General features: G+C 56.5%; 15 protein-coding genes and 3 rRNA genes. 12 read left to right on the plus strand and 6 right to left on the minus strand.

Annotated elements, in window-relative coordinates; all coding sequences use genetic code 11:
• Window positions 1–43 precede the first annotated feature (43 nt).
• The gene (gene purD, locus FY206_RS01235) at window positions 44–1,336 is read right to left on the minus strand and encodes a phosphoribosylamine--glycine ligase (RefSeq protein WP_032644511.1); all 1,293 of its coding nucleotides are present in this window, start codon (window positions 1,334–1,336) and stop codon (window positions 44–46) included.
• A gap of 15 nt (window positions 1,337–1,351) precedes the next feature.
• Window positions 1,352–2,941, minus strand: a complete 1,590-nt coding sequence (gene purH / locus FY206_RS01240) for a bifunctional phosphoribosylaminoimidazolecarboxamide formyltransferase/IMP cyclohydrolase (RefSeq protein WP_032644512.1) — start codon at window positions 2,939–2,941, stop codon at window positions 1,352–1,354.
• Between the two features lie 560 nt (window positions 2,942–3,501).
• On the opposite strand from purH, the gene FY206_RS01245 reads away from it, so the two are divergent.
• From FY206_RS01245 to aceK, 7 genes are all read left to right on the plus strand, one after another.
• Window positions 3,502–5,043: ribosomal RNA gene (locus FY206_RS01245) — 16S ribosomal RNA — on the plus strand.
• A 198-nt stretch (window positions 5,044–5,241) separates the two neighbouring features.
• Window positions 5,242–8,146: ribosomal RNA gene (locus FY206_RS01250) — 23S ribosomal RNA — on the plus strand.
• A 73-nt stretch (window positions 8,147–8,219) separates the two neighbouring features.
• Window positions 8,220–8,335, plus strand: a 5S ribosomal RNA gene (rrf, locus tag FY206_RS01255).
• Together the 16S, 23S and 5S rRNA genes form the textbook arrangement of a ribosomal RNA operon.
• 176 nt (window positions 8,336–8,511) lie before the next feature.
• Window positions 8,512–9,441 (plus strand): homoserine O-acetyltransferase MetA, encoded by a 930-nt coding sequence (gene metA, locus FY206_RS01260; protein WP_032644652.1) that lies wholly within the window; start codon window positions 8,512–8,514, stop codon window positions 9,439–9,441.
• A gap of 270 nt (window positions 9,442–9,711) precedes the next feature.
• On the plus strand, window positions 9,712–11,313 hold the full coding sequence (gene aceB, locus FY206_RS01265) for a malate synthase A (RefSeq protein ID WP_032644653.1): 1,602 nt from the start codon (window positions 9,712–9,714) through the stop codon (window positions 11,311–11,313).
• 31 nt (window positions 11,314–11,344) lie between these two features.
• Window positions 11,345–12,649: an isocitrate lyase gene (gene aceA / locus FY206_RS01270; RefSeq protein ID WP_023334117.1), complete on the plus strand. Its 1,305-nt coding sequence runs from the start codon at window positions 11,345–11,347 to the stop codon at window positions 12,647–12,649.
• A gap of 116 nt (window positions 12,650–12,765) precedes the next feature.
• Entirely contained in the window at window positions 12,766–14,517 is a 1,752-nt protein-coding gene (gene aceK / locus FY206_RS01275; protein ID WP_032644655.1) for a bifunctional isocitrate dehydrogenase kinase/phosphatase, read from the plus strand.
• 22 nt (window positions 14,518–14,539) lie between these two features.
• On the opposite strand, the gene iclR is transcribed toward aceK, so the two are convergent.
• Window positions 14,540–15,367 carry a glyoxylate bypass operon transcriptional repressor IclR gene (gene iclR, locus FY206_RS01280; RefSeq protein ID WP_077064501.1) on the minus strand — a complete coding sequence of 276 codons (828 nt, stop codon included), beginning with the start codon at window positions 15,365–15,367 and terminating at the stop codon, window positions 14,540–14,542.
• 192 nt (window positions 15,368–15,559) lie between these two features.
• Between iclR and metH the strand changes: the two genes are divergently transcribed.
• The 5 genes from metH to rluF all read left to right on the plus strand — a co-directional run bounded on the left by metH (window position 15,560) and on the right by rluF (window position 22,751).
• Window positions 15,560–19,243, plus strand: coding sequence for a methionine synthase (gene metH / locus FY206_RS01285; RefSeq protein ID WP_032644656.1), 3,684 nt, complete (start codon window positions 15,560–15,562; stop codon window positions 19,241–19,243).
• Window positions 19,244–19,359: 116 nt separating this feature from the next.
• The gene (locus FY206_RS01290; RefSeq protein WP_032644657.1) at window positions 19,360–20,991 is read left to right on the plus strand and encodes a Na/Pi cotransporter family protein; all 1,632 of its coding nucleotides are present in this window, start codon (window positions 19,360–19,362) and stop codon (window positions 20,989–20,991) included.
• Between the two features lie 142 nt (window positions 20,992–21,133).
• The gene (locus FY206_RS01295) at window positions 21,134–21,484 is read left to right on the plus strand and encodes a type II toxin-antitoxin system RelE/ParE family toxin (protein ID WP_032644658.1); all 351 of its coding nucleotides are present in this window, start codon (window positions 21,134–21,136) and stop codon (window positions 21,482–21,484) included.
• Window positions 21,485–21,486: 2 nt separating this feature from the next.
• Complete coding sequence (locus FY206_RS01300) at window positions 21,487–21,825, plus strand: helix-turn-helix domain-containing protein (protein WP_032644659.1); 339 nt, start codon at window positions 21,487–21,489, stop codon at window positions 21,823–21,825.
• A 53-nt stretch (window positions 21,826–21,878) separates the two neighbouring features.
• A complete protein-coding gene (gene rluF, locus FY206_RS01305; protein WP_032644660.1) occupies window positions 21,879–22,751 on the plus strand; it encodes a 23S rRNA pseudouridine(2604) synthase RluF in 873 nt (290 codons plus the stop codon).
• Here the strand turns inward: rluF and FY206_RS01310 are convergent, their stop codons facing one another.
• From FY206_RS01310 to lysC, 3 genes are all read right to left on the minus strand, one after another.
• On the minus strand, window positions 22,752–23,024 hold the full coding sequence (locus tag FY206_RS01310; protein WP_032644661.1) for a YjbD family protein: 273 nt from the start codon (window positions 23,022–23,024) through the stop codon (window positions 22,752–22,754).
• Between the two features lie 50 nt (window positions 23,025–23,074).
• A complete protein-coding gene (gene panS / locus FY206_RS01315) occupies window positions 23,075–24,019 on the minus strand; it encodes a ketopantoate/pantoate/pantothenate transporter PanS (RefSeq protein WP_032644662.1) in 945 nt (314 codons plus the stop codon).
• 93 nt (window positions 24,020–24,112) lie between these two features.
• Window positions 24,113–25,462 (minus strand): lysine-sensitive aspartokinase 3, encoded by a 1,350-nt coding sequence (lysC, locus tag FY206_RS01320; protein ID WP_032644663.1) that lies wholly within the window; start codon window positions 25,460–25,462, stop codon window positions 24,113–24,115.
• Between the last annotated feature and the right edge of the window lie 192 nt (window positions 25,463–25,654).

A 25,654-nucleotide genomic window follows, 5' to 3' on the forward strand; every position in this document is an offset into this window, starting at 1 on the left:
CCCTATGGGGAGAGGGTTAGGGTGAGGGGAACAGACGTCTCCCTTACTCCCCCTGCTCGCGGGCAATCGCGCGATAACCGATATCCTGACGGCTAAAGCTGCCGTTCCAGTGAATATCCGCCATCAGCGCATAGGCGCGCTTCTGCGCTTCAGCCACGGTATGACCCAGCGCGGTCGCACACAGCACGCGTCCGCCGTTAGTCAGCACGCGGTCATCATCAGCCAGTTTCGTACCTGCGTGGAACACCTTCGCACCGTCAATCTCTTCCAGCGGCAGACCGTGGATCTCATCACCGGTGCTGTAGTTGCCCGGATAACCACCCGCAGCAATCACCACGCCCAGAGACGCACGCTCGTCCCACTCTGAGGTTTTCTCGTCGAGCTTGCCGTCGCAGGCGGCCAGGCACAGATCCACAAGGTCGGATTTCATGCGCAGCATGATGGGCTGCGTTTCCGGATCGCCAAAGCGGCAGTTGAATTCGATAACCTTAGGGTTGCCCTGCTTGTCGATCATCAGGCCCGCATAGAGGAAACCGGTGTAGGTATTGCCTTCCGCCGCCATTCCCTTCACGGTAGGCCAGATGATGCGATCCATCGTGCGCTGGTGGACGTCGTCAGTGACCACCGGAGCAGGGGAGTAGGCGCCCATCCCGCCGGTATTAGGCCCCGTATCGCCATTGCCCACACGCTTGTGATCCTGGCTGGTGGCCATCGGCAGAACGTGCTCGCCGTCGACCATCACGATAAAGCTCGCCTCTTCACCGTCGAGGAACTCCTCAATCACGATGCGGTGGCCCGCATCGCCAAAGGCGTTACCTGCCAGCATGTCCTGAACCGCGGCTTCGGCTTCTTCGAGCGTCATCGCGACGATCACGCCTTTACCGGCGGCCAGACCGTCGGCCTTGATCACAATCGGCGCGCCCTTCTCACGTAAGTAGGCCAGAGCAGGCTCCACTTCAGTGAAATTCTGATATTCCGCCGTCGGGATGTTATGACGCGCGAGGAAATCTTTGGTGAAGGCTTTGGAGCCTTCCAGCTGCGCGGCGCCTTCCGTTGGGCCAAAGATTTTCAGGCCCGCTGCGCGGAATGCGTCAACAACGCCAATCACCAGCGGGGCTTCCGGGCCGACGATGGTCAGGTCGATTTTCTCGCTCTGGGCAAAGCTCAGCAGCGCCGGAATGTCGGTTACGCCAATGGCGACGTTCTGTAGCGTCGGCTCCAGTGCGGTACCGGCGTTGCCCGGTGCCACGAAGACCGTTTTCACCTGCGGAGACTGCGCCGCTTTCCATGCCAGAGCGTGCTCGCGTCCGCCGTTACCAATGATTAATACTTTCATTTTCTGCTCCGGAAATTAATGGCGGAAGTGACGCATGTCGGTGAAGATCATCGCAATGCCGTGTTCGTCGGCGGCGGCAATCACTTCGTCATCGCGGATAGAACCACCAGGCTGGATCACGCAGGTGATGCCGACAGCGGCTGCAGCGTCGATACCGTCACGGAACGGGAAGAAGGCGTCAGAAGCCATGGCGGAGCCTTTGACTTCCAGACCTTCATCGCCTGCTTTAATACCCGCGATTTTCGCCGAGTAAACGCGGCTCATCTGCCCTGCGCCTATCCCGATGGTCATGTTCTCTTTGGCGTAGACGATGGCGTTGGATTTAACGAACTTCGCCACCTTCCAGCAGAACAGCGCGTCACGTAGCTCCTGTTCGGTCGGCTGACGCTTAGTGACGACGCGCAGGTCGGCTTCGGTCACCATACCCAGGTCGCGATCCTGAACCAGCAGACCGCCGTTCACGCGCTTGAAGTCCAGGCCCGCTACACGTTCTGCCCACTGACCGCAAACCAGCACGCGCACGTTCTGTTTCGCCGCGGTGATTTTCAGCGCCTCTTCGGAGGCCGATGGCGCGATGATCACTTCAACAAACTGGCGGGAGATAATGGCCTGAGCCGTTTCAGCATCCAGCTCGCGGTTGAAGGCGATAATGCCGCCGAATGCGGAGGTCGGGTCGGTTTTGTACGCGCGATCGTAAGCGTCCAGAATAGAGGTGCTTACCGCGACGCCGCATGGGTTGGCGTGCTTGACGATAACGCAGGCCGGCTCGCTGAATTCTTTCACGCATTCCAGCGCGGCGTCGGTGTCGGCAATGTTGTTATAGGAGAGCGCCTTGCCCTGAACCTGCTGGGCAGTTGCAACAGAGGCTTCTTTTACCTCTTCTTCTATATAGAAGGCTGCCTGCTGGTGGCTGTTCTCACCGTAACGCATATCCTGCTTCTTAATGAAGTTCAGGTTCAACGTACGTGGGAAGCGGCCAGAAGGATCTTTGCTTTCACCGTGATAGGCCGGTACCAGGCTACCGAAGTAGTTGGCGATCATGCTGTCGTACGCCGCGGTGTGCTCGAAGGCTTTAATGGCGAGGTCGAAGCGCGTTTCCAGGGTCAGCGACCCTTCGTTGGCGTCCATCTCGTTAATAATGGGGGTGTAATCGCTGCTCTTTACCACGATGGCGACATCTTTATGGTTCTTGGCTGCGGATCGCACCATGGTCGGGCCGCCGATATCAATATTCTCTACGGCATCTTCCAGAGAGCAGCCTTCGCGGGCAACGGTCTGGGCAAACGGGTAGAGGTTAACGACAACCATGTCGATCGGCGCGATGTCGTGCTGCTCCATAATGCCGTCGTCCTGACCGCGACGGCCAAGAATACCGCCGTGGACTTTCGGATGCAGAGTTTTGACGCGTCCATCCATCATTTCCGGGAAACCGGTGTAATCGGACACTTCGGTAACCGGCAGGCCTTTATCTGCTAACAGGCGAGCGGTACCGCCTGTGGAAAGCAGCTCTACACCGCGTGCAGAAAGTGCCTGAGCGAATTCGACGATACCGGCTTTATCAGAAACACTGAGCAGAGCGCGGCGGACTGGACGACGTTGTTGCATGGTAAATCCCCTGGATTTCACGATTACAGAGAGCGTTAGATGAATTTTCCTGTGAAAAACTCATCTAACACACCTGACGGGGCATCCTTGTTAAGCGCGAGCATTTTAACGAAAACGTTTGCGCAACGCTCGCACATTTTCACTTTTTCGTATCATTGTGGATAAGTCTGTGTGTAAAAAGGTATAAGGCGGGGTTTTGCTGTGGAATGCAGCAGTCAGCCATTTTTCTGTCATTTAGCGGTTGCGGCCCGCTGAGAACTCCCTATAATGCGCCTCCATCGACACGGCGGATGTGAATCACTTCACAAACAGCCGGTTCGGTTGAAGAGAAAAAATCCTGAAATAACGGGTTGACTCTGAAAGAGGAAAGCGTAATATACGCCACCTCGCAACGGTGAGCGAAAGCCGCGTTGCACTGCTCTTTAACAATTTATCAGACAATCTGTGTGGGCACTCAAAGTGACATGGATTCTTAATGTCTTCGGACAATAAATGAATACCAAGTCTCTGAGTGAACATACGTAATTCATTACGAAGTTTAATTCACGAGCATCAAACTTAAATTGAAGAGTTTGATCATGGCTCAGATTGAACGCTGGCGGCAGGCCTAACACATGCAAGTCGAGCGGTAGCACAGAGGAGCTTGCTCCTCGGGTGACGAGCGGCGGACGGGTGAGTAATGTCTGGGAAACTGCCTGATGGAGGGGGATAACTACTGGAAACGGTAGCTAATACCGCATAACGTCGCAAGACCAAAGAGGGGGACCTTCGGGCCTCTTGCCATCAGATGTGCCCAGATGGGATTAGCTAGTAGGTGGGGTAACGGCTCACCTAGGCGACGATCCCTAGCTGGTCTGAGAGGATGACCAGCCACACTGGAACTGAGACACGGTCCAGACTCCTACGGGAGGCAGCAGTGGGGAATATTGCACAATGGGCGCAAGCCTGATGCAGCCATGCCGCGTGTATGAAGAAGGCCTTCGGGTTGTAAAGTACTTTCAGCGGGGAGGAAGGTGTTGAGGCTAATAACCTCAGCAATTGACGTTACCCGCAGAAGAAGCACCGGCTAACTCCGTGCCAGCAGCCGCGGTAATACGGAGGGTGCAAGCGTTAATCGGAATTACTGGGCGTAAAGCGCACGCAGGCGGTCTGTCAAGTCGGATGTGAAATCCCCGGGCTCAACCTGGGAACTGCATTCGAAACTGGCAGGCTAGAGTCTTGTAGAGGGGGGTAGAATTCCAGGTGTAGCGGTGAAATGCGTAGAGATCTGGAGGAATACCGGTGGCGAAGGCGGCCCCCTGGACAAAGACTGACGCTCAGGTGCGAAAGCGTGGGGAGCAAACAGGATTAGATACCCTGGTAGTCCACGCCGTAAACGATGTCGACTTGGAGGTTGTGCCCTTGAGGCGTGGCTTCCGGAGCTAACGCGTTAAGTCGACCGCCTGGGGAGTACGGCCGCAAGGTTAAAACTCAAATGAATTGACGGGGGCCCGCACAAGCGGTGGAGCATGTGGTTTAATTCGATGCAACGCGAAGAACCTTACCTACTCTTGACATCCAGAGAACTTTCCAGAGATGGATTGGTGCCTTCGGGAACTCTGAGACAGGTGCTGCATGGCTGTCGTCAGCTCGTGTTGTGAAATGTTGGGTTAAGTCCCGCAACGAGCGCAACCCTTATCCTTTGTTGCCAGCGGTTAGGCCGGGAACTCAAAGGAGACTGCCAGTGATAAACTGGAGGAAGGTGGGGATGACGTCAAGTCATCATGGCCCTTACGAGTAGGGCTACACACGTGCTACAATGGCGCATACAAAGAGAAGCGACCTCGCGAGAGCAAGCGGACCTCATAAAGTGCGTCGTAGTCCGGATTGGAGTCTGCAACTCGACTCCATGAAGTCGGAATCGCTAGTAATCGTAGATCAGAATGCTACGGTGAATACGTTCCCGGGCCTTGTACACACCGCCCGTCACACCATGGGAGTGGGTTGCAAAAGAAGTAGGTAGCTTAACCTTCGGGAGGGCGCTTACCACTTTGTGATTCATGACTGGGGTGAAGTCGTAACAAGGTAACCGTAGGGGAACCTGCGGTTGGATCACCTCCTTACCTTAAAGAACCTGCCTTTGTAGTGCTCACACAGATTGTCTGATGAATGATGAACTTCTGAATGTACTTTTGAGTGCATTAAGAAGTTTTGCTCTTTAAAAATCTGGATCAAGCTGAAAATTGAAACGACACACATGTTATGTGTGTTCGAGTCTCTCAAATTTTCGCAATCAGAAGTGAAACATCTTCGGGTTGTGAGGTTAAGCGACTAAGCGTACACGGTGGATGCCCTGGCAGTCAGAGGCGATGAAGGACGTGCTAATCTGCGAAAAGCGCCGGCGAGGTGATATGAACCTTTGACCCGGCGATGTCCGAATGGGGAAACCCAGTGTGATTCGTCACACTATCGTTAACTGAATACATAGGTTAACGAGGCGAACCGGGGGAACTGAAACATCTAAGTACCCCGAGGAAAAGAAATCAACCGAGATTCCCCCAGTAGCGGCGAGCGAACGGGGAGCAGCCCAGAGTCTGAATCAGCTTGTGTGTTAGTGGAAGCGTCTGGAAAGTCGCACGGTACAGGGTGACAGTCCCGTACACGAAAGCACACAGGTTGTGAACTCGAAGAGTAGGGCGGGACACGTGGTATCCTGTCTGAATATGGGGGGACCATCCTCCAAGGCTAAATACTCCTGACTGACCGATAGTGAACCAGTACCGTGAGGGAAAGGCGAAAAGAACCCCGGCGAGGGGAGTGAAAAAGAACCTGAAACCGTGTACGTACAAGCAGTGGGAGCACCTTCGTGGTGTGACTGCGTACCTTTTGTATAATGGGTCAGCGACTTATATTCTGTAGCAAGGTTAACCGTATAGGGGAGCCGAAGGGAAACCGAGTCTTAACTGGGCGTTAAGTTGCAGGGTATAGACCCGAAACCCGGTGATCTAGCCATGGGCAGGTTGAAGGTTGGGTAACACTAACTGGAGGACCGAACCGACTAATGTTGAAAAATTAGCGGATGACTTGTGGCTGGGGGTGAAAGGCCAATCAAACCGGGAGATAGCTGGTTCTCCCCGAAAGCTATTTAGGTAGCGCCTCGTGAACTCATCTTCGGGGGTAGAGCACTGTTTCGGCTAGGGGGCCATCCCGGCTTACCAACCCGATGCAAACTACGAATACCGAAGAATGTTATCACGGGAGACACACGGCGGGTGCTAACGTCCGTCGTGAAGAGGGAAACAACCCAGACCGCCAGCTAAGGTCCCAAAGTCATGGTTAAGTGGGAAACGATGTGGGAAGGCACAGACAGCCAGGATGTTGGCTTAGAAGCAGCCATCATTTAAAGAAAGCGTAATAGCTCACTGGTCGAGTCGGCCTGCGCGGAAGATGTAACGGGGCTAAACCATGCACCGAAGCTGCGGCAGCGACGCTTATGCGTTGTTGGGTAGGGGAGCGTTCTGTAAGCCGTTGAAGGTGGCCTGTGAGGGTTGCTGGAGGTATCAGAAGTGCGAATGCTGACATAAGTAACGATAAAGCGGGTGAAAAGCCCGCTCGCCGGAAGACCAAGGGTTCCTGTCCAACGTTAATCGGGGCAGGGTGAGTCGACCCCTAAGGCGAGGCCGAAAGGCGTAGTCGATGGGAAACAGGTTAATATTCCTGTACTTGGTGTTGCTGCGAAGGGGGGACGGAGAAGGCTATGTTAGCCGGGCGACGGTTGTCCCGGTTTAAGCATGTAGGCGGAGGTTCCAGGTAAATCCGGTACCTTTTAACGCTGAGGTGTGATGACGAGGCACTACGGTGCTGAAGTAACAAATGCCCTGCTTCCAGGAAAAGCCTCTAAGCATCAGGTAACACGAAATCGTACCCCAAACCGACACAGGTGGTCAGGTAGAGAATACCAAGGCGCTTGAGAGAACTCGGGTGAAGGAACTAGGCAAAATGGTGCCGTAACTTCGGGAGAAGGCACGCTGATATGTAGGTGAAGCCCCTGCGGGTGGAGCTGAAATCAGTCGAAGATACCAGCTGGCTGCAACTGTTTATTAAAAACACAGCACTGTGCAAACACGAAAGTGGACGTATACGGTGTGACGCCTGCCCGGTGCCGGAAGGTTAATTGATGGGGTTAGCGGCAACGCGAAGCTCTTGATCGAAGCCCCGGTAAACGGCGGCCGTAACTATAACGGTCCTAAGGTAGCGAAATTCCTTGTCGGGTAAGTTCCGACCTGCACGAATGGCGTAATGATGGCCAGGCTGTCTCCACCCGAGACTCAGTGAAATTGAACTCGCTGTGAAGATGCAGTGTACCCGCGGCAAGACGGAAAGACCCCGTGAACCTTTACTATAGCTTGACACTGAACACTGGTCCTTGATGTGTAGGATAGGTGGGAGGCTTTGAAGCGTGGACGCCAGTCTGCGTGGAGCCGTCCTTGAAATACCACCCTTTAATGGCTGGTGTTCTAACGTAGACCCGTGATCCGGGTTGCGGACAGTGTCTGGTGGGTAGTTTGACTGGGGCGGTCTCCTCCCAAAGAGTAACGGAGGAGCACGAAGGTTAGCTAATCCTGGTCGGACATCAGGAGGTTAGTGCAATGGCATAAGCTAGCTTGACTGCGAGAGTGACGGCTCGAGCAGGTGCGAAAGCAGGTCATAGTGATCCGGTGGTTCTGAATGGAAGGGCCATCGCTCAACGGATAAAAGGTACTCCGGGGATAACAGGCTGATACCGCCCAAGAGTTCATATCGACGGCGGTGTTTGGCACCTCGATGTCGGCTCATCACATCCTGGGGCTGAAGTAGGTCCCAAGGGTATGGCTGTTCGCCATTTAAAGTGGTACGCGAGCTGGGTTTAGAACGTCGTGAGACAGTTCGGTCCCTATCTGCCGTGGGCGCTGGAGAATTGAGGGGGGCTGCTCCTAGTACGAGAGGACCGGAGTGGACGCATCACTGGTGTTCGGGTTGTCATGCCAATGGCACTGCCCGGTAGCTAAATGCGGAAAAGATAAGTGCTGAAAGCATCTAAGCACGAAACTTGCCCCGAGATGAGTTCTCCCTGACTCTTTAAGAGTCCTGAAGGAACGTTGAAGACGACGACGTTGATAGGTCGGGTGTGTAAGCGCAGCGATGCGTTGAGCTAACCGATACTAATGAACCGTGAGGCTTAACCTTACAACGCCGAAGATGTTTTGGCGGTGAGACGAACAATCAGATTTCAGCTTTGATACAGATTAAACAGAATTTGCCTGGCGGCTTTAGCGCGGTGGTCCCACCTGACCCCATGCCGAACTCAGAAGTGAAACGCCGTAGCGCCGATGATAGTGTGGGGTCTCCCCATGTGAGAGTAGGGAACTGCCAGGCATCAAATAAGAAGAACCCCGTACCGTAAGGTGCGGGGTTTTTTGCTTTTGTTTTTCACCCTCTCCTTGAAACTTTCTCACCTTCCGCTTGCAGACTCGACATTATCCTCGTTTCTGGGTATTGTTAGCTATCTGGATGTCTAAACGTTTATACGTATGCTGTGAGGATACAAAGCTATGCCGATTCGGGTGCAGGACGAGCTACCAGCCGTCAATTTCTTGCGTGAAGAAAACGTCTTCGTCATGACGGCTTCGCGTGCGACAGGTCAGGAAATTCGCCCGCTGAAGGTGCTTATTCTCAATCTGATGCCAAAAAAGATCGAAACAGAAAACCAGTTCCTGCGTCTTCTGTCGAACTCCCCGCTGCAGGTCGATATTCAGCTGCTGCGAATCGATGCCCGGGAGTCACGCAACACGCCTTCTGAACACCTGAACAACTTCTACTGTAACTTCGATGACATTCAGGGTGAAAACTTCGACGGCCTGATTGTTACCGGCGCCCCGCTCGGTCTTGTTGAATTTAACGATGTCGCCTACTGGCCGCAGATCAAACAGGTTCTGGAGTGGGCAAAAGATCACGTCACGTCTACGCTGTTTGTCTGTTGGGCGGTACAAGCCGCGCTGAATATTCTTTATGGCATCCCCAAGCAAACCCGCACTGAAAAGCTCTCCGGCGTATACGAACACCACATTCTTCATCAACATGCCTTGCTGACGCGCGGTTTCGATGACTCTTTCCTGGCCCCGCATTCTCGCTACGCCGATTTCCCGGCCCAGCTGATTCGTGATTACACCGATCTGGAGATCCTGGCCGAAACGGAAGAGGGTGATGCTTATCTGTTTGCCAGCAAGGATAAGCGCATTGCCTTTGTGACCGGGCATCCCGAGTACGATCCGGATACCCTCGCGTCAGAGTATTTTCGTGATGTTGAGGCGGGTCTTAATCCGGATGTACCGTACAACTACTTCCCGAAAAACGATCCGCAAAACAAACCGCGAGCAACCTGGCGCAGCCACGGGAACTTGCTGTTCACTAACTGGCTCAACTATTACGTCTACCAGATAACGCCATACGATCTGCGTCACATGAACCCAACGCTGGAGTAATCTTCTGCACTAGACGATCCTAAAGCGTTTCAGCTATTCGCATCAGGCACCTTCGGGTGCCTTTTTTATTTCCGAAATTCTATTCACCATTCTATATAAATTTAATTTCAACAAAATCAAGCAATTAATCTCATTTGAAAATTAAAATGGAAATTGTTTTTGATTTTAGAAAAAATACAGATAGTCTTAATTCTGCTGAGCGAAAACTACCCAACGATCTTTCGTTCGCATTGGGGGCGTGATTTTGGATCTTTGATGAGGAGCAGAGTAATGACTCAACAGGCAACGACGGTCGATGAACTGGCCTTTACCCAGCCATATGGCGAGCAAGAACAGCAGGTTTTGACGCCAGAAGCGGTAGAATTTCTGACTGAACTGGTGACCCGCTTTACGCCGCAGCGCAACAAGCTGCTGGCGGCACGCATTCACCAGCAGCAGGAAATTGATAACGGCAAGTTGCCTGGTTTCATTTCGGAAACCGCTTCCATTCGTCGTGGTGAGTGGAAAATTCGAGGGATACCTGAGGATTTACTGGATCGCCGCGTCGAGATCACCGGTCCGGTAGAGCGCAAAATGGTGATCAACGCCATGAACGCGAACGTGAAGGTCTTTATGGCTGATTTTGAGGACTCGCTGGCACCGGACTGGCGTAAGGTCATCGAAGGGCAGATCAACCTGCGCGATGCCGTGAACGGCACCATCAGCTATACCAACGAAGCCGGTAAAATCTACCAGCTGAAACCGAATCCGGCGGTGCTGATCTGTCGCGTACGCGGTCTCCATCTGCCTGAAAAACACGTCACCTGGCGTGGGGAAGCCATACCGGGCAGCCTGTTTGATTTCGCACTCTATTTCTTCCACAACTACAAGAATCTGCTGGCAAAAGGCAGCGGCCCCTATTTCTATCTGCCAAAAACGCAGGCCTGGCAGGAAGCGGCCTGGTGGAGCGAGGTCTTCAGCTACGCGGAAGATCGTTTCAATCTGCCGCGCGGCACCATCAAGGCTACGCTGCTAATTGAAACGCTGCCAGCCGTATTCCAGATGAATGAAATTCTGCACGCCCTGCGCGACCACATTGTCGGCCTGAACTGTGGACGCTGGGACTATATTTTCAGCTACATCAAAACCCTGAAAAACTATCCCGATCGCGTCCTGCCGGATCGCCAGGTCGTGACCATGGATAAACCGTTCCTCAGCGCCTACTCGCGTCTGCTGATCAAAACCTGCCACAAGCGCGGTGCCTTTGCGATGGGCGGCATGGCGGCCTTTATCCCGAGCAAAGACGCCGAGCGCAACAATCAGGTGCTCAACAAGGTGAAGGCCGACAAAGAGCTGGAAGCCCGTAACGGTCACGACGGGACGTGGATTGCCCACCCAGGCCTGGCCGATACGGCGATGGAAGTCTTTAACCGCGTCCTCGGCGACAACAAAAACCAGCTGTTTGTCACGCGTGAAGACGATGCCCCAACGGCTGAAGAACAGCTGCTGGCGCCGTGCGCGGGCGAACGTACCGAAGAGGGCATGCGCGCCAACATTCGCGTCGCCGTGCAGTACATTGAAGCATGGATCTCCGGTAACGGCTGCGTGCCGATCTACGGCCTGATGGAAGATGCCGCAACGGCGGAGATTTCTCGCACCTCTATCTGGCAGTGGATCCACCATCAAAAAACCCTTAGCAACGGCAAGCCGGTGACCAAATCCCTGTTCCGCCAGATGCTGGCCGAAGAGATGCGGGTGATCCAGGACGAGCTGGGCGAACACCGGTTCAGCAGCGGACGCTTTGACGACGCTGCACGCCTGATGGAGCAAATCACCACATCAGATGACTTAATCGACTTCCTGACCCTGCCGGGCTACCGCTTCCTGGCGTAATCCACCACATAACAATATGGAGCATCTGCACATGAAAACCCGTACCCAACAAATCGAAGAACTGAAGAAAGAATGGACACAACCTCGCTGGGAAGGCATCCGCCGTCCTTACAGCGCGGAAGAGGTGGTGAAATTACGCGGCTCGGTTAACCCGGAATGCACGCTGGCGCAGAACGGTGCGGCGAAAATGTGGAAGCTGCTGCACGGTGGTTCCAAAAAGGGCTATATCAACAGCCTGGGTGCGCTGACCGGCGGTCAGGCGCTGCAGCAGGCGAAGGCCGGCATTGAGGCTATCTACCTCTCCGGCTGGCAGGTCGCGGCGGACGCCAACCTGGCCTCCAGCATGTATCCGGATCAGTCGCTCTATCCGGCTAACTCCGTGCCGTCGGTGGTAGATCGGATCAACAATACCTTCCGCCGTGCGGATCAGATCCAGTGGGCCGCCGGTATTGAACCTAACGATCCGCGCTTCATCGACTACTTCCTGCCGATCGTCGCGGATGCGGAAGCGGGCTTCGGCGGCGTGCTGAACGCCTTTGAACTGATGAAATCGATGATTGAGGCCGGTGCAGCGGCCGTTCACTTCGAAGACCAGCTGGCGTCAGTCAAGAAATGCGGCCACATGGGCGGTAAGGTACTCGTTCCAACACAGGAAGCGGTTCAGAAGCTGGTTGCCGCGCGTCTGGCGGCTGACGTGCTCGGCGTGCCGACGCTGGTGATTGCCCGTACCGATGCGGACGCGGCGGACCTGATCACCTCTGACTGCGACCCCTACGACAGCGAGTTCATCACCGGCGAGCGTACTAGTGAAGGGTTCTATCGCACCCATGCGGGGATCGAACAGGCGATCAGCCGCGGCCTGGCGTACGCCCCATACGCTGACCTGGTCTGGTGCGAAACCTCCACGCCGGATCTGGCGCTGGCAAAACGCTTCGCTGATGCTATTCACGCGAAATACCCGGGCAAACTGCTGGCCTACAACTGCTCGCCGTCCTTTAACTGGCAGAAGAAGCTGGATGACAAAACCATCGCCAGCTTCCAGCAGCAGCTGTCCGACATGGGCTACAAATACCAGTTCATCACCCTGGCGGGCATCCACAGCATGTGGTTCAACATGTTCGACCTGGCCCATGCCTATGCGCAGGGTGAGGGCATGAAGCACTACGTCGAGAAGGTGCAGCAGCCGGAGTTTGCGGCTGGCAAAGACGGTTATACCTTCGTGTCTCACCAGCAGGAGGTGGGCACCGGCTACTTTGATAACGTGACCACCATTATTCAGGGCGGCACCTCCTCCGTCACCGCCTTAACGGGTTCAACGGAAGAAGCACAGTTCTGATGTTTTCCCCCTCACCCCGGCCCTCTCCCCAAGGGGCGAGGGGGAAAACAGATTCGCACCAGACCGTCCCCTCTTCCCTTTGGGGAGAGGGTTAGGGTGAGGGGTAAGGGGAATTTATGTCGCGTGGCCTGGAATTACTGATTGCCCAAACTATTTTGCAGGGCTTCGATGCCCAGTATGGTCGTTTTCTTGAAGTGACATCCGGCGCGCAGCAGCGCTTCGAACATGCTGACTGGCATGCGGCACAGCAGGCCATGAAGCAGCGTATCCACCTCTACGACCACCACGTGGGTCTGGTGGTGGAGCAGCTGCGCTGTATTACCGACGGTAAAAGTCCGGATGCGGATTTTTTACTGCGCGTGAAGGAGCACTACACCCATCTGTTACCCGACTATCCTCGCTTCGAGATTGCGGAGAGCTTTTTCAACTCCGTCTATTGCCGGTTATTTGACCACCGCTCGTTATCTCCTGAGCGGTTATTTATCTTCAGCTCCCAGCCTGAACGGCGCTTTCGAACCATTCCCCGTCCGCTGGCGAAGGATTTCTTCCCCGATCGCGGATGGGAAAAGCTCCTGCACCGCGTGCTAACGGATTTGCCGCTGCGCCTGCCCTGGGAGAATAAAAGCCGGGATATCGGGTATATCCACGCGCATCTCAACGAAGCCTTCGGCGCGGAGGTGCTCGGCTGCAGCCATCTGCAGGTGGCCAACGAGCTGTTCTACCGCAATAAAGCCGCCTGGCTGGTGGGCAAACTGGTTACGCCGACCGCCATCGTGCCGTTTTTGTTACCGATCCACCGTACCGACGACGGGGAACTGTTTGTCGATACCTGCCTGACCACCGGCGCCGAGGCCAGCATCGTATTTGGCTTCGCCCGCTCCTATTTTATGGTTTATGCGCCGCTGCCTGCCGCGCTGGTGGAGTGGCTGCGCGAAATCCTGCCGGGCAAAACCACCGCCGAGCTGTATATGGCGATTGGCTGCCAGAAGCACGCCAAAACGGAAAGCTATCGCGAATACCTGCGCTATGTCACCGCGGCTGATGAGCAGTTTATCGAAGCGCCCGGCATTCGCGGCATGGTGATGCTGGTCTTTACGCTGCCGGGCTTCGACCGGGTGTTTAAGGTGATTAAAGACCGGTTCGCGCCGCAGAAAGAGATGACCGCCGCGCACGTCCGCGCCTGCTATCAGCTGGTCAAAGAGCACGACCGCGTCGGGCGCATGGCGGATACCCAGGAGTTCGAAAACTTTGTGCTTGATAAGCAGCAGATCGACCCGGCGCTCATGGGACTATTAATGCAGGAAGCGCCCGCGAAAATCACCGATCTTGGTGACAAAATCGCGATTAGCCATCTCTACATTGAGCGTCGTATGGTGCCGCTGAACATCTGGCTGGAGCAGTCTGAAGGTCAGGCGCTGCGCGATGCGATAGAAGAGTACGGCAACGCGATTCGCCAGCTTGCCGCCGCCAATATTTTCCCGGGCGATATGCTGTTTAAAAACTTCGGCGTCACCCGTCACGGGCGGGTGGTGTTCTACGATTACGATGAAATTTGCTACATGACCGAGGTGAACTTCCGCGATATACCCCCGCCGCGCTACCCGGAGGATGAGCTTTCCGGCGAGCCGTGGTACAGCGTTTCACCGGGCGATGTGTTTCCGGAAGAGTTTCGCCACTGGCTGTGCGCCGACCCGCGCATCGGGCCGCTGTTCGAAGAAATGCATGAGGATCTGTTTCGCGCCAGCTACTGGCGCGGGCTGCAAACGCGGATCAAAAATGGGCACGTCGAAGATGTATATGCCTACCGCCGCAAGCAGCGGTTTTGCATCCGTTTTTCTCCCTCTCCCTGTGGGAGAGGGCCGGGGTAAGGGCATCAGGCCGCACTCAATTTTAACGCATCCCACCGTACGCCAGCGTCACCTCTTTCGCCGCCTTAATCACCAGCGCACCCAGCTCGGTCACGCGGTCGTCGGTCATGCGCGAAATCGGCCCGGAGATGGAGATAGCGGCAAACGGTTCGCGGTGCTCGTCAAAAATACAGGCCGCGAGGCAGCGCAGGCCCAGGGCATGTTCTTCATCATCAAACGAATAGCCTCGCTTGCGGGTCAGGGCCAGATCTTCTTTCAGATGCACGGGCGAAACCAGCGTGGCGTGGGTATAGGCGTGCAGACCTTTACGGTGCAGCAGCCCCGTCACCTGCTCCTCGCTCAGCTGCGAGAGAAACGCTTTCCCCGCTCCGGACGCGTGCATCGGCAGCTTGCCGCCAATCGGCGCGGACATGCGCATCAGCTGCGTGCACTGCACCTGGTCGATGATGATGGCCTGATGGTCGCTCTGGTCCAGCACCGCCAGGTTTACGGTCTCGCCGGACTCCTCCATCAGCTTGCGCAGAATCGGGTGAACAATCGCCAGCAGGTTGCGGCTCTGCAGAAAGCTGCTGCCAACGATAAACGCATGCGCGCCCACCGCCCAGTGCCCCAGCTCGCCGACCTGGCGGACAAAACCCAGCTGCTGCATGGTGGTCAGCAGGCGATGCGTCGTGGAGTTCGGCAGGCCTGCCTGCTGGGCCAGCTCCGTCAGGGCCACGCTGCTGTGCGACTCGGCTATCCACTCCAGCAGCTTCAAACCGCGCGTGAGCGATTGAACCTGTCCGCCCTGCGGTGCGGCGGGGGTAGCAGCAGGTTTTCTGCCGCGTTTAGCGGGAACGGTCGCGACCATGACGATCTCCTTTTTCTGTATCGTGGAAATCATTTTCGTTTTATTTGGTGAATTTGCAACCGTATCCTGACTGATCGGATGAGTGATGGTGAACATGTCTCATGTTACCGCTGCGCGACTTTTCCACCCTGCAAGATTGTGCCAGTATGGAACGCAGCCTTTTGGCCTTGTTGAGCGTTGTCGGGAGCAAGTGTGAGCAGCAAAGTAGAGCAACTGCGTGCGCAGTTAAATGAACGAATTCTGGTGCTGGACGGCGGCATGGGCACCATGATCCAGGGCTATCGTCTCAGTGAAGATGATTTCCGCGGCGAACGCTTTGCCGACTGGCCATGCGACTTGAAAGGGAACAACGACCTGCTGGTGCTCAGCAAGCCGTCCGTCATTAAGGATATCCACAACGCCTACTTCGAAGCGGGTGCGGATATCGTTGAAACCAACACCTTCAACTCGACAACCATCGCCATGGCGGATTACCAGATGGAATCCCTGTCGGCGGAGATCAACTTTGAGGCGGCTAAACTGGCCCGTGCCTGCGCCGACGAATGGACGGCCCGCACGCCGGACAAACCGCGTTACGTGGCCGGGGTGCTTGGCCCAACCAACCGCACCGCGTCAATCTCACCGGACGTCAACGATCCGGCGTTTCGTAATATCACCTTCGATCAGCTGGTCGCAGCCTACCGTGAATCGACCAAAGCGCTGGTGGAAGGCGGTTCCGATCTCATCCTGATTGAAACGGTTTTCGACACCCTCAACGCCAAGGCCGCCATTTACGCGGTAAAAGAAGAGTTCGAGGCGCTGGGCGTTGATCTGCCAATCATGATTTCCGGCACCATCACCGACGCTTCCGGCCGCACCCTGTCCGGCCAGACGACCGAAGCGTTTTATAACTCTCTGCGCCACGCCGACGCGCTCTCCTTTGGCCTGAACTGCGCGCTGGGGCCGGATGAACTGCGCCAGTACGTGCAGGAGCTGTCGCGCATTGCGGAATGCTACGTCACCGCCCACCCAAACGCCGGTCTGCCGAACGCCTTTGGTGAATACGATCTGGATGCCGACACCATGGCGGCGCAAATCCGCGAGTGGGCCGAGTCTGGCTTCCTGAACATCGTCGGCGGCTGCTGCGGCACCACGCCAGAGCACATCGCCGCCATGAGCCACGCCGTGGCCGGGCTGCCGCCGCGCAGGCTGCCGGAGCTTCCCGTTGCCTGTCGTCTGTCCGGCCTTGAGCCGTTGACCATCGGCGACGACAGCCTGTTTGTGAACGTGGGTGAGCGTACTAACGTTACCGGTTCGGCGAAGTTCAAGCGCCTGATCAAAGAAGAGAAATACAGCGAAGCGCTGGACGTCGCCCGCCAGCAGGTGGAAAGCGGCGCGCAGATTATCGATATCAACATGGATGAGGGGATGCTCGACGCCGAAGCGGCGATGGTGCGTTTCCTCAACCTGATTGCCGGTGAGCCGGACATCGCCCGCGTGCCGATCATGATCGACTCCTCCAAGTGGGAGGTCATCGAAAAAGGGCTGAAGTGCATTCAGGGTAAAGGCATCGTCAACTCCATCTCGATGAAAGAGGGCGTGGATATCTTCATCCACCACGCGAAAATGGTCCGCCGCTACGGTGCCGCCGTGGTGGTAATGGCCTTTGACGAAGTGGGCCAGGCCGATACCCGCGAGCGCAAAATAGAAATTTGCCGCCGCGCGTACAAGATTTTGACCGAAGAGGTGGGCTTCCCGCCGGAAGACATCATCTTTGACCCGAACATCTTCGCCGTGGCGACCGGCATCGAAGAGCATAATAACTATGCGCAGGACTTTATCGGCGCGTGCGAGGACATCAAGCGCGAGCTGTCGCATGCGCTCATCTCCGGCGGCGTGTCGAACGTGTCGTTCTCGTTCCGCGGCAACGACCCGGTGCGTGAAGCGATCCACGCCGTGTTCCTCTACTACGCCATTCGTAACGGGATGGACATGGGGATCGTCAACGCTGGCCAGCTGGCGATTTACGACGACCTGCCTGCCGAGCTTCGCGACGCGGTAGAAGACGTGATCCTTAACCGCCGCGACGACGCCACCGAGCGCATGCTTGACCTGGCGGAGAAATACCGCGGCAGCAAGTCGGATGAATCGGCCAACGTTCAGCAGGCCGAGTGGCGTTCCTGGGACGTGAGAAAGCGTCTGGAATATTCGCTGGTGAAAGGCATTACCGAGTTTATCGAGCAGGACACCGAAGAGGCGCGCCAACAGGCAGCCCGCCCGATTGAGGTGATCGAAGGCCCGCTGATGGACGGCATGAACGTGGTCGGCGATCTGTTCGGCGAGGGCAAAATGTTCCTGCCGCAGGTGGTGAAATCCGCCCGCGTGATGAAGCAGGCCGTGGCGTACCTGGAGCCGTTTATCGAGGCCAGCAAGGAGAAAGGTTCCAGCAACGGCAAGATGGTCATCGCCACCGTGAAGGGCGACGTCCACGACATCGGCAAAAACATCGTCGGCGTGGTGCTGCAGTGCAATAACTACGAAATTATCGACCTGGGCGTCATGGTCCCGGCGGATAAAATCCTTAAGACCGCGCGCGAGGTGAACGCCGACCTGATTGGCCTTTCCGGGCTGATCACGCCATCGCTGGACGAAATGGTCAATGTGGCAAAGGAGATGGAGCGTCAGGGCTTCACTATTCCGCTGCTGATCGGCGGTGCGACCACCTCCAAAGCGCATACGGCGGTAAAAATCGAACAGAACTACAGCGGCCCGACGGTCTACGTGCAGAACGCCTCGCGCACGGTGGGCGTGGTGTCCGCGCTGCTCTCCGACACCCAGCGCGACGAGTTTGTTGCGCGCACCCGCAAAGAGTACGAGACCGTCCGCATTCAGCACGGGCGCAAGAAGCCGCGCACCCCGCCCGTTTCACTTCAGGCGGCGCGCGACAACGACCTGGCATTTGACTGGTCCAGCTATACGCCGCCGGTGGCGCACCGCCTGGGCGTGCAGGACGTCACCGCCAGCATCGAAACGCTGCGCAACTACATCGACTGGACGCCGTTCTTTATGACCTGGTCGCTGGCGGGAAAATACCCGCGCATCCTCGAAGATGAGGTGGTGGGTGAAGAGGCGAAGCGCCTGTTTAAAGACGCCAACGACATGCTCGACACGCTGAGCGCAGAGAAAACCCTCAACCCGCGCGGCGTCGTGGGCCTGTTCCCGGCGAACCGCGTGGGTGACGACATCGAAATTTACCGCGATGAGACCCGCACCCACGTGCTTGCGGTCAGCCGCCATTTGCGCCAGCAAACCGAAAAAGTGGGCTTCGCCAACTACTGCCTGGCCGATTTCGTCGCGCCGAAGCTGAGTGGTAAAGCCGACTATATCGGCGCCTTCGCGGTAACCGGCGGCCTGGAAGAAGATGCCCTGGCGGACGCGTTCGACGCGCAGCACGATGATTACAATAAAATCATGGTGAAAGCGATAGCCGACCGCCTGGCGGAAGCTTTCGCCGAGTACCTCCACGAGCGCGTGCGCAAGGTGCACTGGGGCTACGCGGCTAACGAGAATCTCAGCAACGAGGAGCTTATTCGCGAAAACTACCAGGGGATTCGCCCGGCGCCGGGCTATCCGGCCTGCCCGGAGCACACCGAAAAAGGCACCATCTGGAAACTTCTCGATGTTGAGGCCCATACGGGGATGAAGCTCACCGAGTCGTTCGCCATGTGGCCGGGTGCCTCTGTTTCCGGCTGGTACTTCAGCCACCCGGACAGCAAGTACTTTGCCGTGGCGCAGCTGCAGCGCGATCAGATCGAAGATTACGCCCTGCGCAAAGGCATGAGCGTGTCAGAGGTTGAGCGCTGGCTGGCCCCGAATCTCGGCTACGACGCCGACTAAAATCACTTTTCCTTACAACAAACAGGGCGCTCATGGGGCGCCCTGTCTCTTTCTTACGTTTAAACCCTTATACTGAACCTAAGGAAAATGAATAACGATAAGGAGGAAAACCTTCCGTGCTGACGTTGTTACACCTGCTTTCCGCAGTCGCACTGCTCGTTTGGGGGACCCATATCGTCCGTACCGGCGTGATGCGCGTCTTTGGCGCCCGTTTACGCACCGTCCTCAGCAGCAGCGTTGAGAAGAAGCCGCTCGCCTTCTGCGCGGGCATTGGCGTCACGGCGCTGGTTCAGAGCAGTAACGCTACAACCCTGCTCGTCACCTCCTTTGTGGCGCAGGATCTGGTGGCGCTCGCTCCGGCGCTGGTCATTGTGCTGGGCGCCGACGTGGGTACCGCGCTGATGGCGCGTATCCTGACGTTTGACCTCTCCTGGCTGTCACCGCTGCTGATTTTCATCGGCGTCATCTTCTTCCTTGGCCGCAAGCAGACCCGCGCCGGGCAGCTCGGGCGCGTGGGCATTGGCCTGGGGCTGATCCTGCTGGCGCTGGAGCTGATTGTGCAGGCGGTGACCCCGATAACCCAGGCCAACGGCGTTCAGGTCATCTTCGCCTCGCTGACCGGTGACATCATGCTCGACGCGCTGATCGGGGCGGTGTTTGCCATCGTCAGCTACTCCAGCCTGGCGGCGGTCCTGCTGACGGCGACCTTAACCGCAGCCGGAGCGATCTCCTTCCCGGTGGCGCTGTGTCTGGTCATTGGTGCCAACCTGGGATCTGGCCTGCTGGCAATGCTCAACAACAGCGCCGCCAACGCTGCCGCCCGCCGCGTGGCGCTCGGCAGCCTGCTGTTTAAGCTGGTGGGGAGCCTGATTATCCTGCCGTTTGTGCACCCGCTGGCGAACCTGATGGATAACCTCTCGCTGCCGAAGGCGGAGCTGGTGATCTATTTCCACGTGTTCTACAACCTGGTGCGCTGCCTGGCGATGGTGCCTTTTGCGGCGCCGATGGCCCGCTTCTGCGAACGTCTCATTCAGGATGAACCGGAGCTGGATGCGCGCCTGAAGCCGAAGCATCTGGATACGTCCGCGCTGGATACCCCGGCGCTGGCGCTGGCGAATGCCGCGCGCGAGACGCTGCGCATGGGCGATGCAATGGAAACCATGCTCGAAGGCCTGCAAAAGGTGATGCACGGCGAGCCGCGTGAAGAGAAAGAATTGCGCCGATTAGCGGACGATATCAACGTGCTTTATACCGCCATTAAGCTCTATCTGGCGCGCATGCCGCAGGACGAGCTGGCGGAAGAGGAGTCTCGCCGCTGGGCGGAAATCATCGAGATGTCGCTTAACCTTGAGCAGGCTTCCGATATCGTTGAGCGTATGGGCAGCGAGATCGCCGACAAATCCCTTGCCGCGCGTCGTGCGTTTTCAGGTGAAGGCTTGAAGGAGCTTGAGGCGCTGCACGAACAGCTGCTGAGCAACCTGAAGCTGGCGATGCTGGTCTTCTTTTCCAGCGACGTGCCGAGCGCGCGCCGCCTGCGCCGCAACAAGCATCGTTTCCGCATTCTGAACCGCCGCTACTCGCACGCCCACGTTGAGCGTCTGCATCAGCAGAACGTGCAGAGTATCGAGACCAGTTCTCTGCACCTGGGGCTGCTGGGGGATATGAAGCGTCTCAACTCGCTTTTCTGCGCGGTGGCCTACAGCGTGATGGAGCAGCCGGATGAAGACGACGAGCGGGATGAGTATTAATCTCTGAAAGCGCCTCGCAGATTCTGGCCGCGAGGCGTGACCAAATCCTGAAGAAAACATAACGTAGTTCCACGAGTCGCGACGTGCTCGTGGAGTAACGCTATTGTTTGATGGTGTATAAAATTTTATACAAGGATGTGGTATGCTTTCACAAAGGCCAGTCATAAGGCCGATTGCATGGATGGGAAGTGCATTTGACGATCTACGCGGTTTTCCAGAAGAAATTCGCAGAGATGCTGGCTATCAGCTACACCGGCTGCAGGCTGGCCTGGAGGCGGCGGACTGGAAGCCGATGTCTGAAATTGGCAAAGGCGTGGCGGAAATACGGCTTCGTGGGAACATGGGGGCTTATCGAATCCTTTATTTAGCCCGTTTTGACGATGCGGTGTATGTGCTGCATTGCTTTAACAAAAAAACGCAGCGTACAACAAGCCATGATAAGCATATCGCCAGGACACGCTTTCAGGCCGTACTTGATGCCCGGAGGAATTGAATATGCGAGACCGTGTTGATACAAAAATTCGCCACGTGACGGCGGCAGAAGCAAATATTTTTACTGAACTGGGCTTCGAAGAGAATGAGGCCGAGCGACTACAAGACAGCGCTGAAAAAGAGGTTGAGCAACTGCTGGCGATCAAGCGACAGCTCATGCAGGAGATTTCCTCATGGATTGCTGAAAACAAGCTTCGCCAGGCGGATGCCGCGGTCCGATTAAATGTATCCAGACCACGTGTCTCCGACGTGGTGAATCTTAAAACTAATAAATTTACGCTCGACACGCTGGTCATGATGCTGGGCAAACTTGGAAAACCCGTCTCAGTTACCGTCGGCTAATCTTTTTTTCCAGCCCGTACCTAAGGTATATTTCGCCCTTCACAGGAGAAACTATGCTGCCAACTCAATCAACCCGATTAAACAAATACATTAGCGAGAGCGGGATCTGCTCACGTCGCGAGGCGGACCGTTACATTGAACAAGGTAACGTGTTTCTTAACGGCAAACGCGCCACGATCGGCGATCAGGTGGTGCCTGGCGATGTGGTCAAAGTGAATGGTCAGGTCATCGAACCGCGTGATGCCGAAGACCTGGTGTTTATCGCGTTGAACAAGCCGGTTGGGATTGTCAGCACCACGGAAGACGGCGAGCGGGACAACATCGTTGATTTCGTGAACCACAGCAGCCGTATCTTCCCGATTGGCCGTCTGGATAAAGACTCGCAGGGGCTGATTTTCCTCACCAACCACGGCGATCTGGTCAACAAAATTCTGCGAGCCGGTAACGACCACGAGAAAGAGTACATTGTGACGGTGAATAAGCCGGTCACGGACGACTTTATTCGCGGCATGGGCGCCGGCGTGCCGATCCTCGGTACCGTCACGAAAAAGTGTAAGGTGAAGAAAGAAGCGCCGTTCGCGTTCCGCATTACCCTGGTGCAGGGCCTGAATCGTCAGATCCGCCGCATGTGCGAGCACTTCGGTTATGAAGTGACGAAGCTTGAGCGCACGCGCATCATGAACGTCAGCCTGTCCGGTATCCCGCTGGGCGAGTGGCGTGACCTAACGGACGATGAGCTGATCGAGCTGTTCAAGCTAATCGAAAACTCCTCATCTGAAGCGAAGCCGAAGGCCAAAGCCAAACCAAAAGCTCAGGCGATTAAACGCCCGGTGGTGAAGGCGCCGCAGGCGGAAGAGAAAGGGCGAGGCAAGCCGGGCAACGGAAAACGCTTTACCCAGCCGGGGCGCAAAAAGAAAGGGCGCTGATTAGCGCCTTCCGCGGGTAGAGGTATTGGCCGACCAGGAAAAGGTGGCCTCTGCATCGGGTTTATAAGCCTGCTCTTTTTTCAGCTTGCGGGCTTTTTTCGTCGCGGCCTCACGCTGCGCCATCAGCTTATCGATGTACTCTTTTTTAACCTGATTGGTTTCGGCATTCGTCAGCGTGCGGCCATGCGCGATGCGGGCGCGGTCGAGAAGCGTTTTCAGTTCGCGCTGCTCGGCTTCGGTCATGTCTTTCTGGGTTAAACGTGGTGTCGCCATTGCTGAAGCCTCCTGATAGGGAGGCTTCAGTGTAAAGCAAGCCGCGTCAATTAACCCTGCTTCACCGCATCTTTTTTCGTTTGTTCATCAATTGGTTTGCCGGACCAGTATCCCGCCAGCAGCGAACCGGAGAGGTTATGCCAGACGGAGAACAGCGCGCCAGGCAGGGCCGCCAGCGGGGAGAAGTAAATTTTACCGAGCGCCGCCGCCAGGCCGGAGTTCTGCATGCCCACCTCGATTGCCAGCGTGCGGCAGGTCGATTCGTCAAAACCAAACAGCTTCCCGCCCCAGTAGCCGCCCAGCAGGCCAATGGTGTTATGCAGCACCACCGCGACGATCACCGCAAACCCGACGGAAGCAATATGCGATGCGGAACCGGCTACCACGGCGCTGATGATGGCCAGAATACAGACCATCGAAAACGCAGGCAGGTAGGGCTCAACCGCTTTCACCACGCGCGGGAAAAGATGGTGAATGACCAGCCCCAGCGCAATCGGGATCACCACAATCTGCAGAATGCTCACCAGCATGCCCATTACGTCCACCTGAATATGCGCGTCCACGTACAGGCGGGTTAACAGCGGCGTGGCAATTACGCCCACCAGCGTGGAAACGGATGAAATAGTGACGGAGAGGGCCACGTCACCTTTCGCCAGATAGATCATGACGTTGGACGCCGTGCCGCTGGCCACGCTGCCTACCAGCACCATCCCGGCGGAGAGATCGGGCGGCATCTTAAAGGCCATCGCCAGCAGCCACGCCGCGAGCGGCATCACCAGGTAGTGCAGAAATATTCCTGCCGCGACGGGCGCAGGGCGAGACAGCACGCGTTTAAAGTCGTCGATTTTCAGATGCACACCCATGCCGAACATGATCAGCATCAGCAGCGTGGTAACCCACGGACCAATGCCGGTGAACGCGGTGGGCGTGTAATAGGCGAGTACGGAGAGCAGCAGCGCCCATAACGGGAACAGCCGCGTGATGGCGGATAACATAATGGATTCCTTGCAGTATTGTCGTGTTGTTTAGTTATGAAAAAGCCGGGTCTGTGCCCGGCTTATTGATATTGTTTAACGTGCTAACGAATTTTATTCAAACAAATTCTGATGAAGTTTCTGCACGACCTGCTCGGCCTGGTCGGCCGGGACCAGGAAGCAGAGGTTATAGCTGGATGCGCCGTAGCAAATCATGCGGATGTTGAACGGGTCGAGCACGCCAAACACCTCTTTGCCCACGCCGCAGGCGCGCGACAGCTTGTTGCCAATGATGGCAACCAGCGCCAGGTCTTCTTCCACTTCCACGCGGCACAGTTCAGACAGCTCAATCAGCAGCGACTGCGTCAGCAGCGTGTCGCCGGTGGAGGTTGAGCCGGTGGTGTCCAGCGTCAGGGCAATGCTAACTTCAGAGGTGGTGATCAGATCCACCGAGATATTGTGGCGCGCAAGAATGCCGAACACTTCCGCCAGAAAGCCGCGGGAATGCAGCATATTGTGGCTGTGCAGCGTCACCAGCGTCTGGCGACGGCGCAGGGCCAGGGCGCGGAACAGCGGCGGGTTTTCCGTTTTCTTGCACACCAGCGTCCCGCCGGCTTTCGGATCTTTACTGGAGCCGACGAAGACCGGAATATCGCTGCGCACGGCGGGCAGCAGCGTGGCCGGGTGCAGCACCTTCGCGCCGAAGGTGGCCATTTCCGCCGCTTCTTCAAACGCGATCACATCAATACGTTTCGCCGCGGAAACGACGCGCGGGTCGGTGGTGTAGATGCCCGGAACGTCAGTCCAGATATCGACGCGCGTGGCGTGCAGGGCTTCGCCCAGCAGCGCGGCGGTGTAGTCGCTGCCGCCGCGGCCAAGCGTGGTGGTGCGGCCTTTCGCTTCGCTGCCGATAAAGCCCTGAGTAATCACGATACCGTCTGCCAGACGCGGTGCCAGCTGCTGACTGGTCAGCTCCGCCAGCGCCTCAACGTCCGGCTCGGCGCGGCCAAAGCGGTCGCTGGTACGCATGATTTTACGCACGTCAAACCACTGCGCCTGAACGTTACGCTCGCGCATGATTTCAACAAACAGCAGGGTGGACATCAGCTCGCCGTGGCTGACCAGCTCGTCGGTCAGGGCGGTGGAGGTGGCCAGAGACGCCGCTTCTGCCAGGGTGGTGATATTTTCCAGCAGGCGTTCCACTTCTTCGCGGATCACGTTCGGGTTCTGCAGACGCTCAAGGATGTTGAACTGAATTTTGCGCAGTGCATCCAGCTTCACGAAACGTTCTGTCGCTTCCAGTCCTTCAGACAGAGAAACCAGCAGGTTCGTCACTCCGGCGGAGGCAGACAGCACCACCAGCCGGGTATTCGGATCGGCCAGCACCACATCGGCGCTGCGGTTCATGGCATCGTAATCGGCCACACTGGTGCCGCCAAATTTGGCGACCACAAAACTCGTCATAACAACCTCGTGTCAGGGAATGAATAAGCGACCTTGGCACAAGAGTGAAACGAAAACAGGTGCAGGCGCAAAATACGGCCCTATAAATAAAATGCGGGGGAGGTCCTGTCAATGCTGGGATTATGCGGATTTTTTATGGGGGGGTACCCCTGAGAAACAGGACTTATAACAGCGCCAGATTTTATGCTCCGT

The sequence above is a fragment of the Enterobacter chengduensis genome (assembly GCF_001984825.2).
GTDB lineage: Bacteria > Pseudomonadota > Gammaproteobacteria > Enterobacterales > Enterobacteriaceae > Enterobacter > Enterobacter chengduensis.

Bases quoted from the DNA above. Each gene is read 5' to 3' on its own strand.
- panS (WP_032644662.1), bottom strand. From the start codon at position 24,019: ATGTTATCCGCCATCACGCGGCTGTTCCCGTTATGGGCGCTGCTGCTC.
- purH (WP_032644512.1), bottom strand. From the start codon at position 2,941: ATGCAACAACGTCGTCCAGTCCGCCGCGCTCTGCTCAGTGTTTCTGAT.
- FY206_RS01300 (WP_032644659.1), top strand. From the start codon at position 21,487: ATGCGAGACCGTGTTGATACAAAAATTCGCCACGTGACGGCGGCAGAA.
- metA (WP_032644652.1), top strand. From the start codon at position 8,512: ATGCCGATTCGGGTGCAGGACGAGCTACCAGCCGTCAATTTCTTGCGT.
- purD (WP_032644511.1), bottom strand. From the start codon at position 1,336: ATGAAAGTATTAATCATTGGTAACGGCGGACGCGAGCACGCTCTGGCA.
- iclR (WP_077064501.1), bottom strand. From the start codon at position 15,367: ATGGTCGCGACCGTTCCCGCTAAACGCGGCAGAAAACCTGCTGCTACC.
- rluF (WP_032644660.1), top strand. From the start codon at position 21,879: ATGCTGCCAACTCAATCAACCCGATTAAACAAATACATTAGCGAGAGC.
- aceK (WP_032644655.1), top strand. From the start codon at position 12,766: ATGTCGCGTGGCCTGGAATTACTGATTGCCCAAACTATTTTGCAGGGC.
- FY206_RS01295 (WP_032644658.1), top strand. From the start codon at position 21,134: ATGCTTTCACAAAGGCCAGTCATAAGGCCGATTGCATGGATGGGAAGT.
- aceB (WP_032644653.1), top strand. From the start codon at position 9,712: ATGACTCAACAGGCAACGACGGTCGATGAACTGGCCTTTACCCAGCCA.
- aceA (WP_023334117.1), top strand. From the start codon at position 11,345: ATGAAAACCCGTACCCAACAAATCGAAGAACTGAAGAAAGAATGGACA.
- FY206_RS01310 (WP_032644661.1), bottom strand. From the start codon at position 23,024: ATGGCGACACCACGTTTAACCCAGAAAGACATGACCGAAGCCGAGCAG.
- lysC (WP_032644663.1), bottom strand. From the start codon at position 25,462: ATGACGAGTTTTGTGGTCGCCAAATTTGGCGGCACCAGTGTGGCCGAT.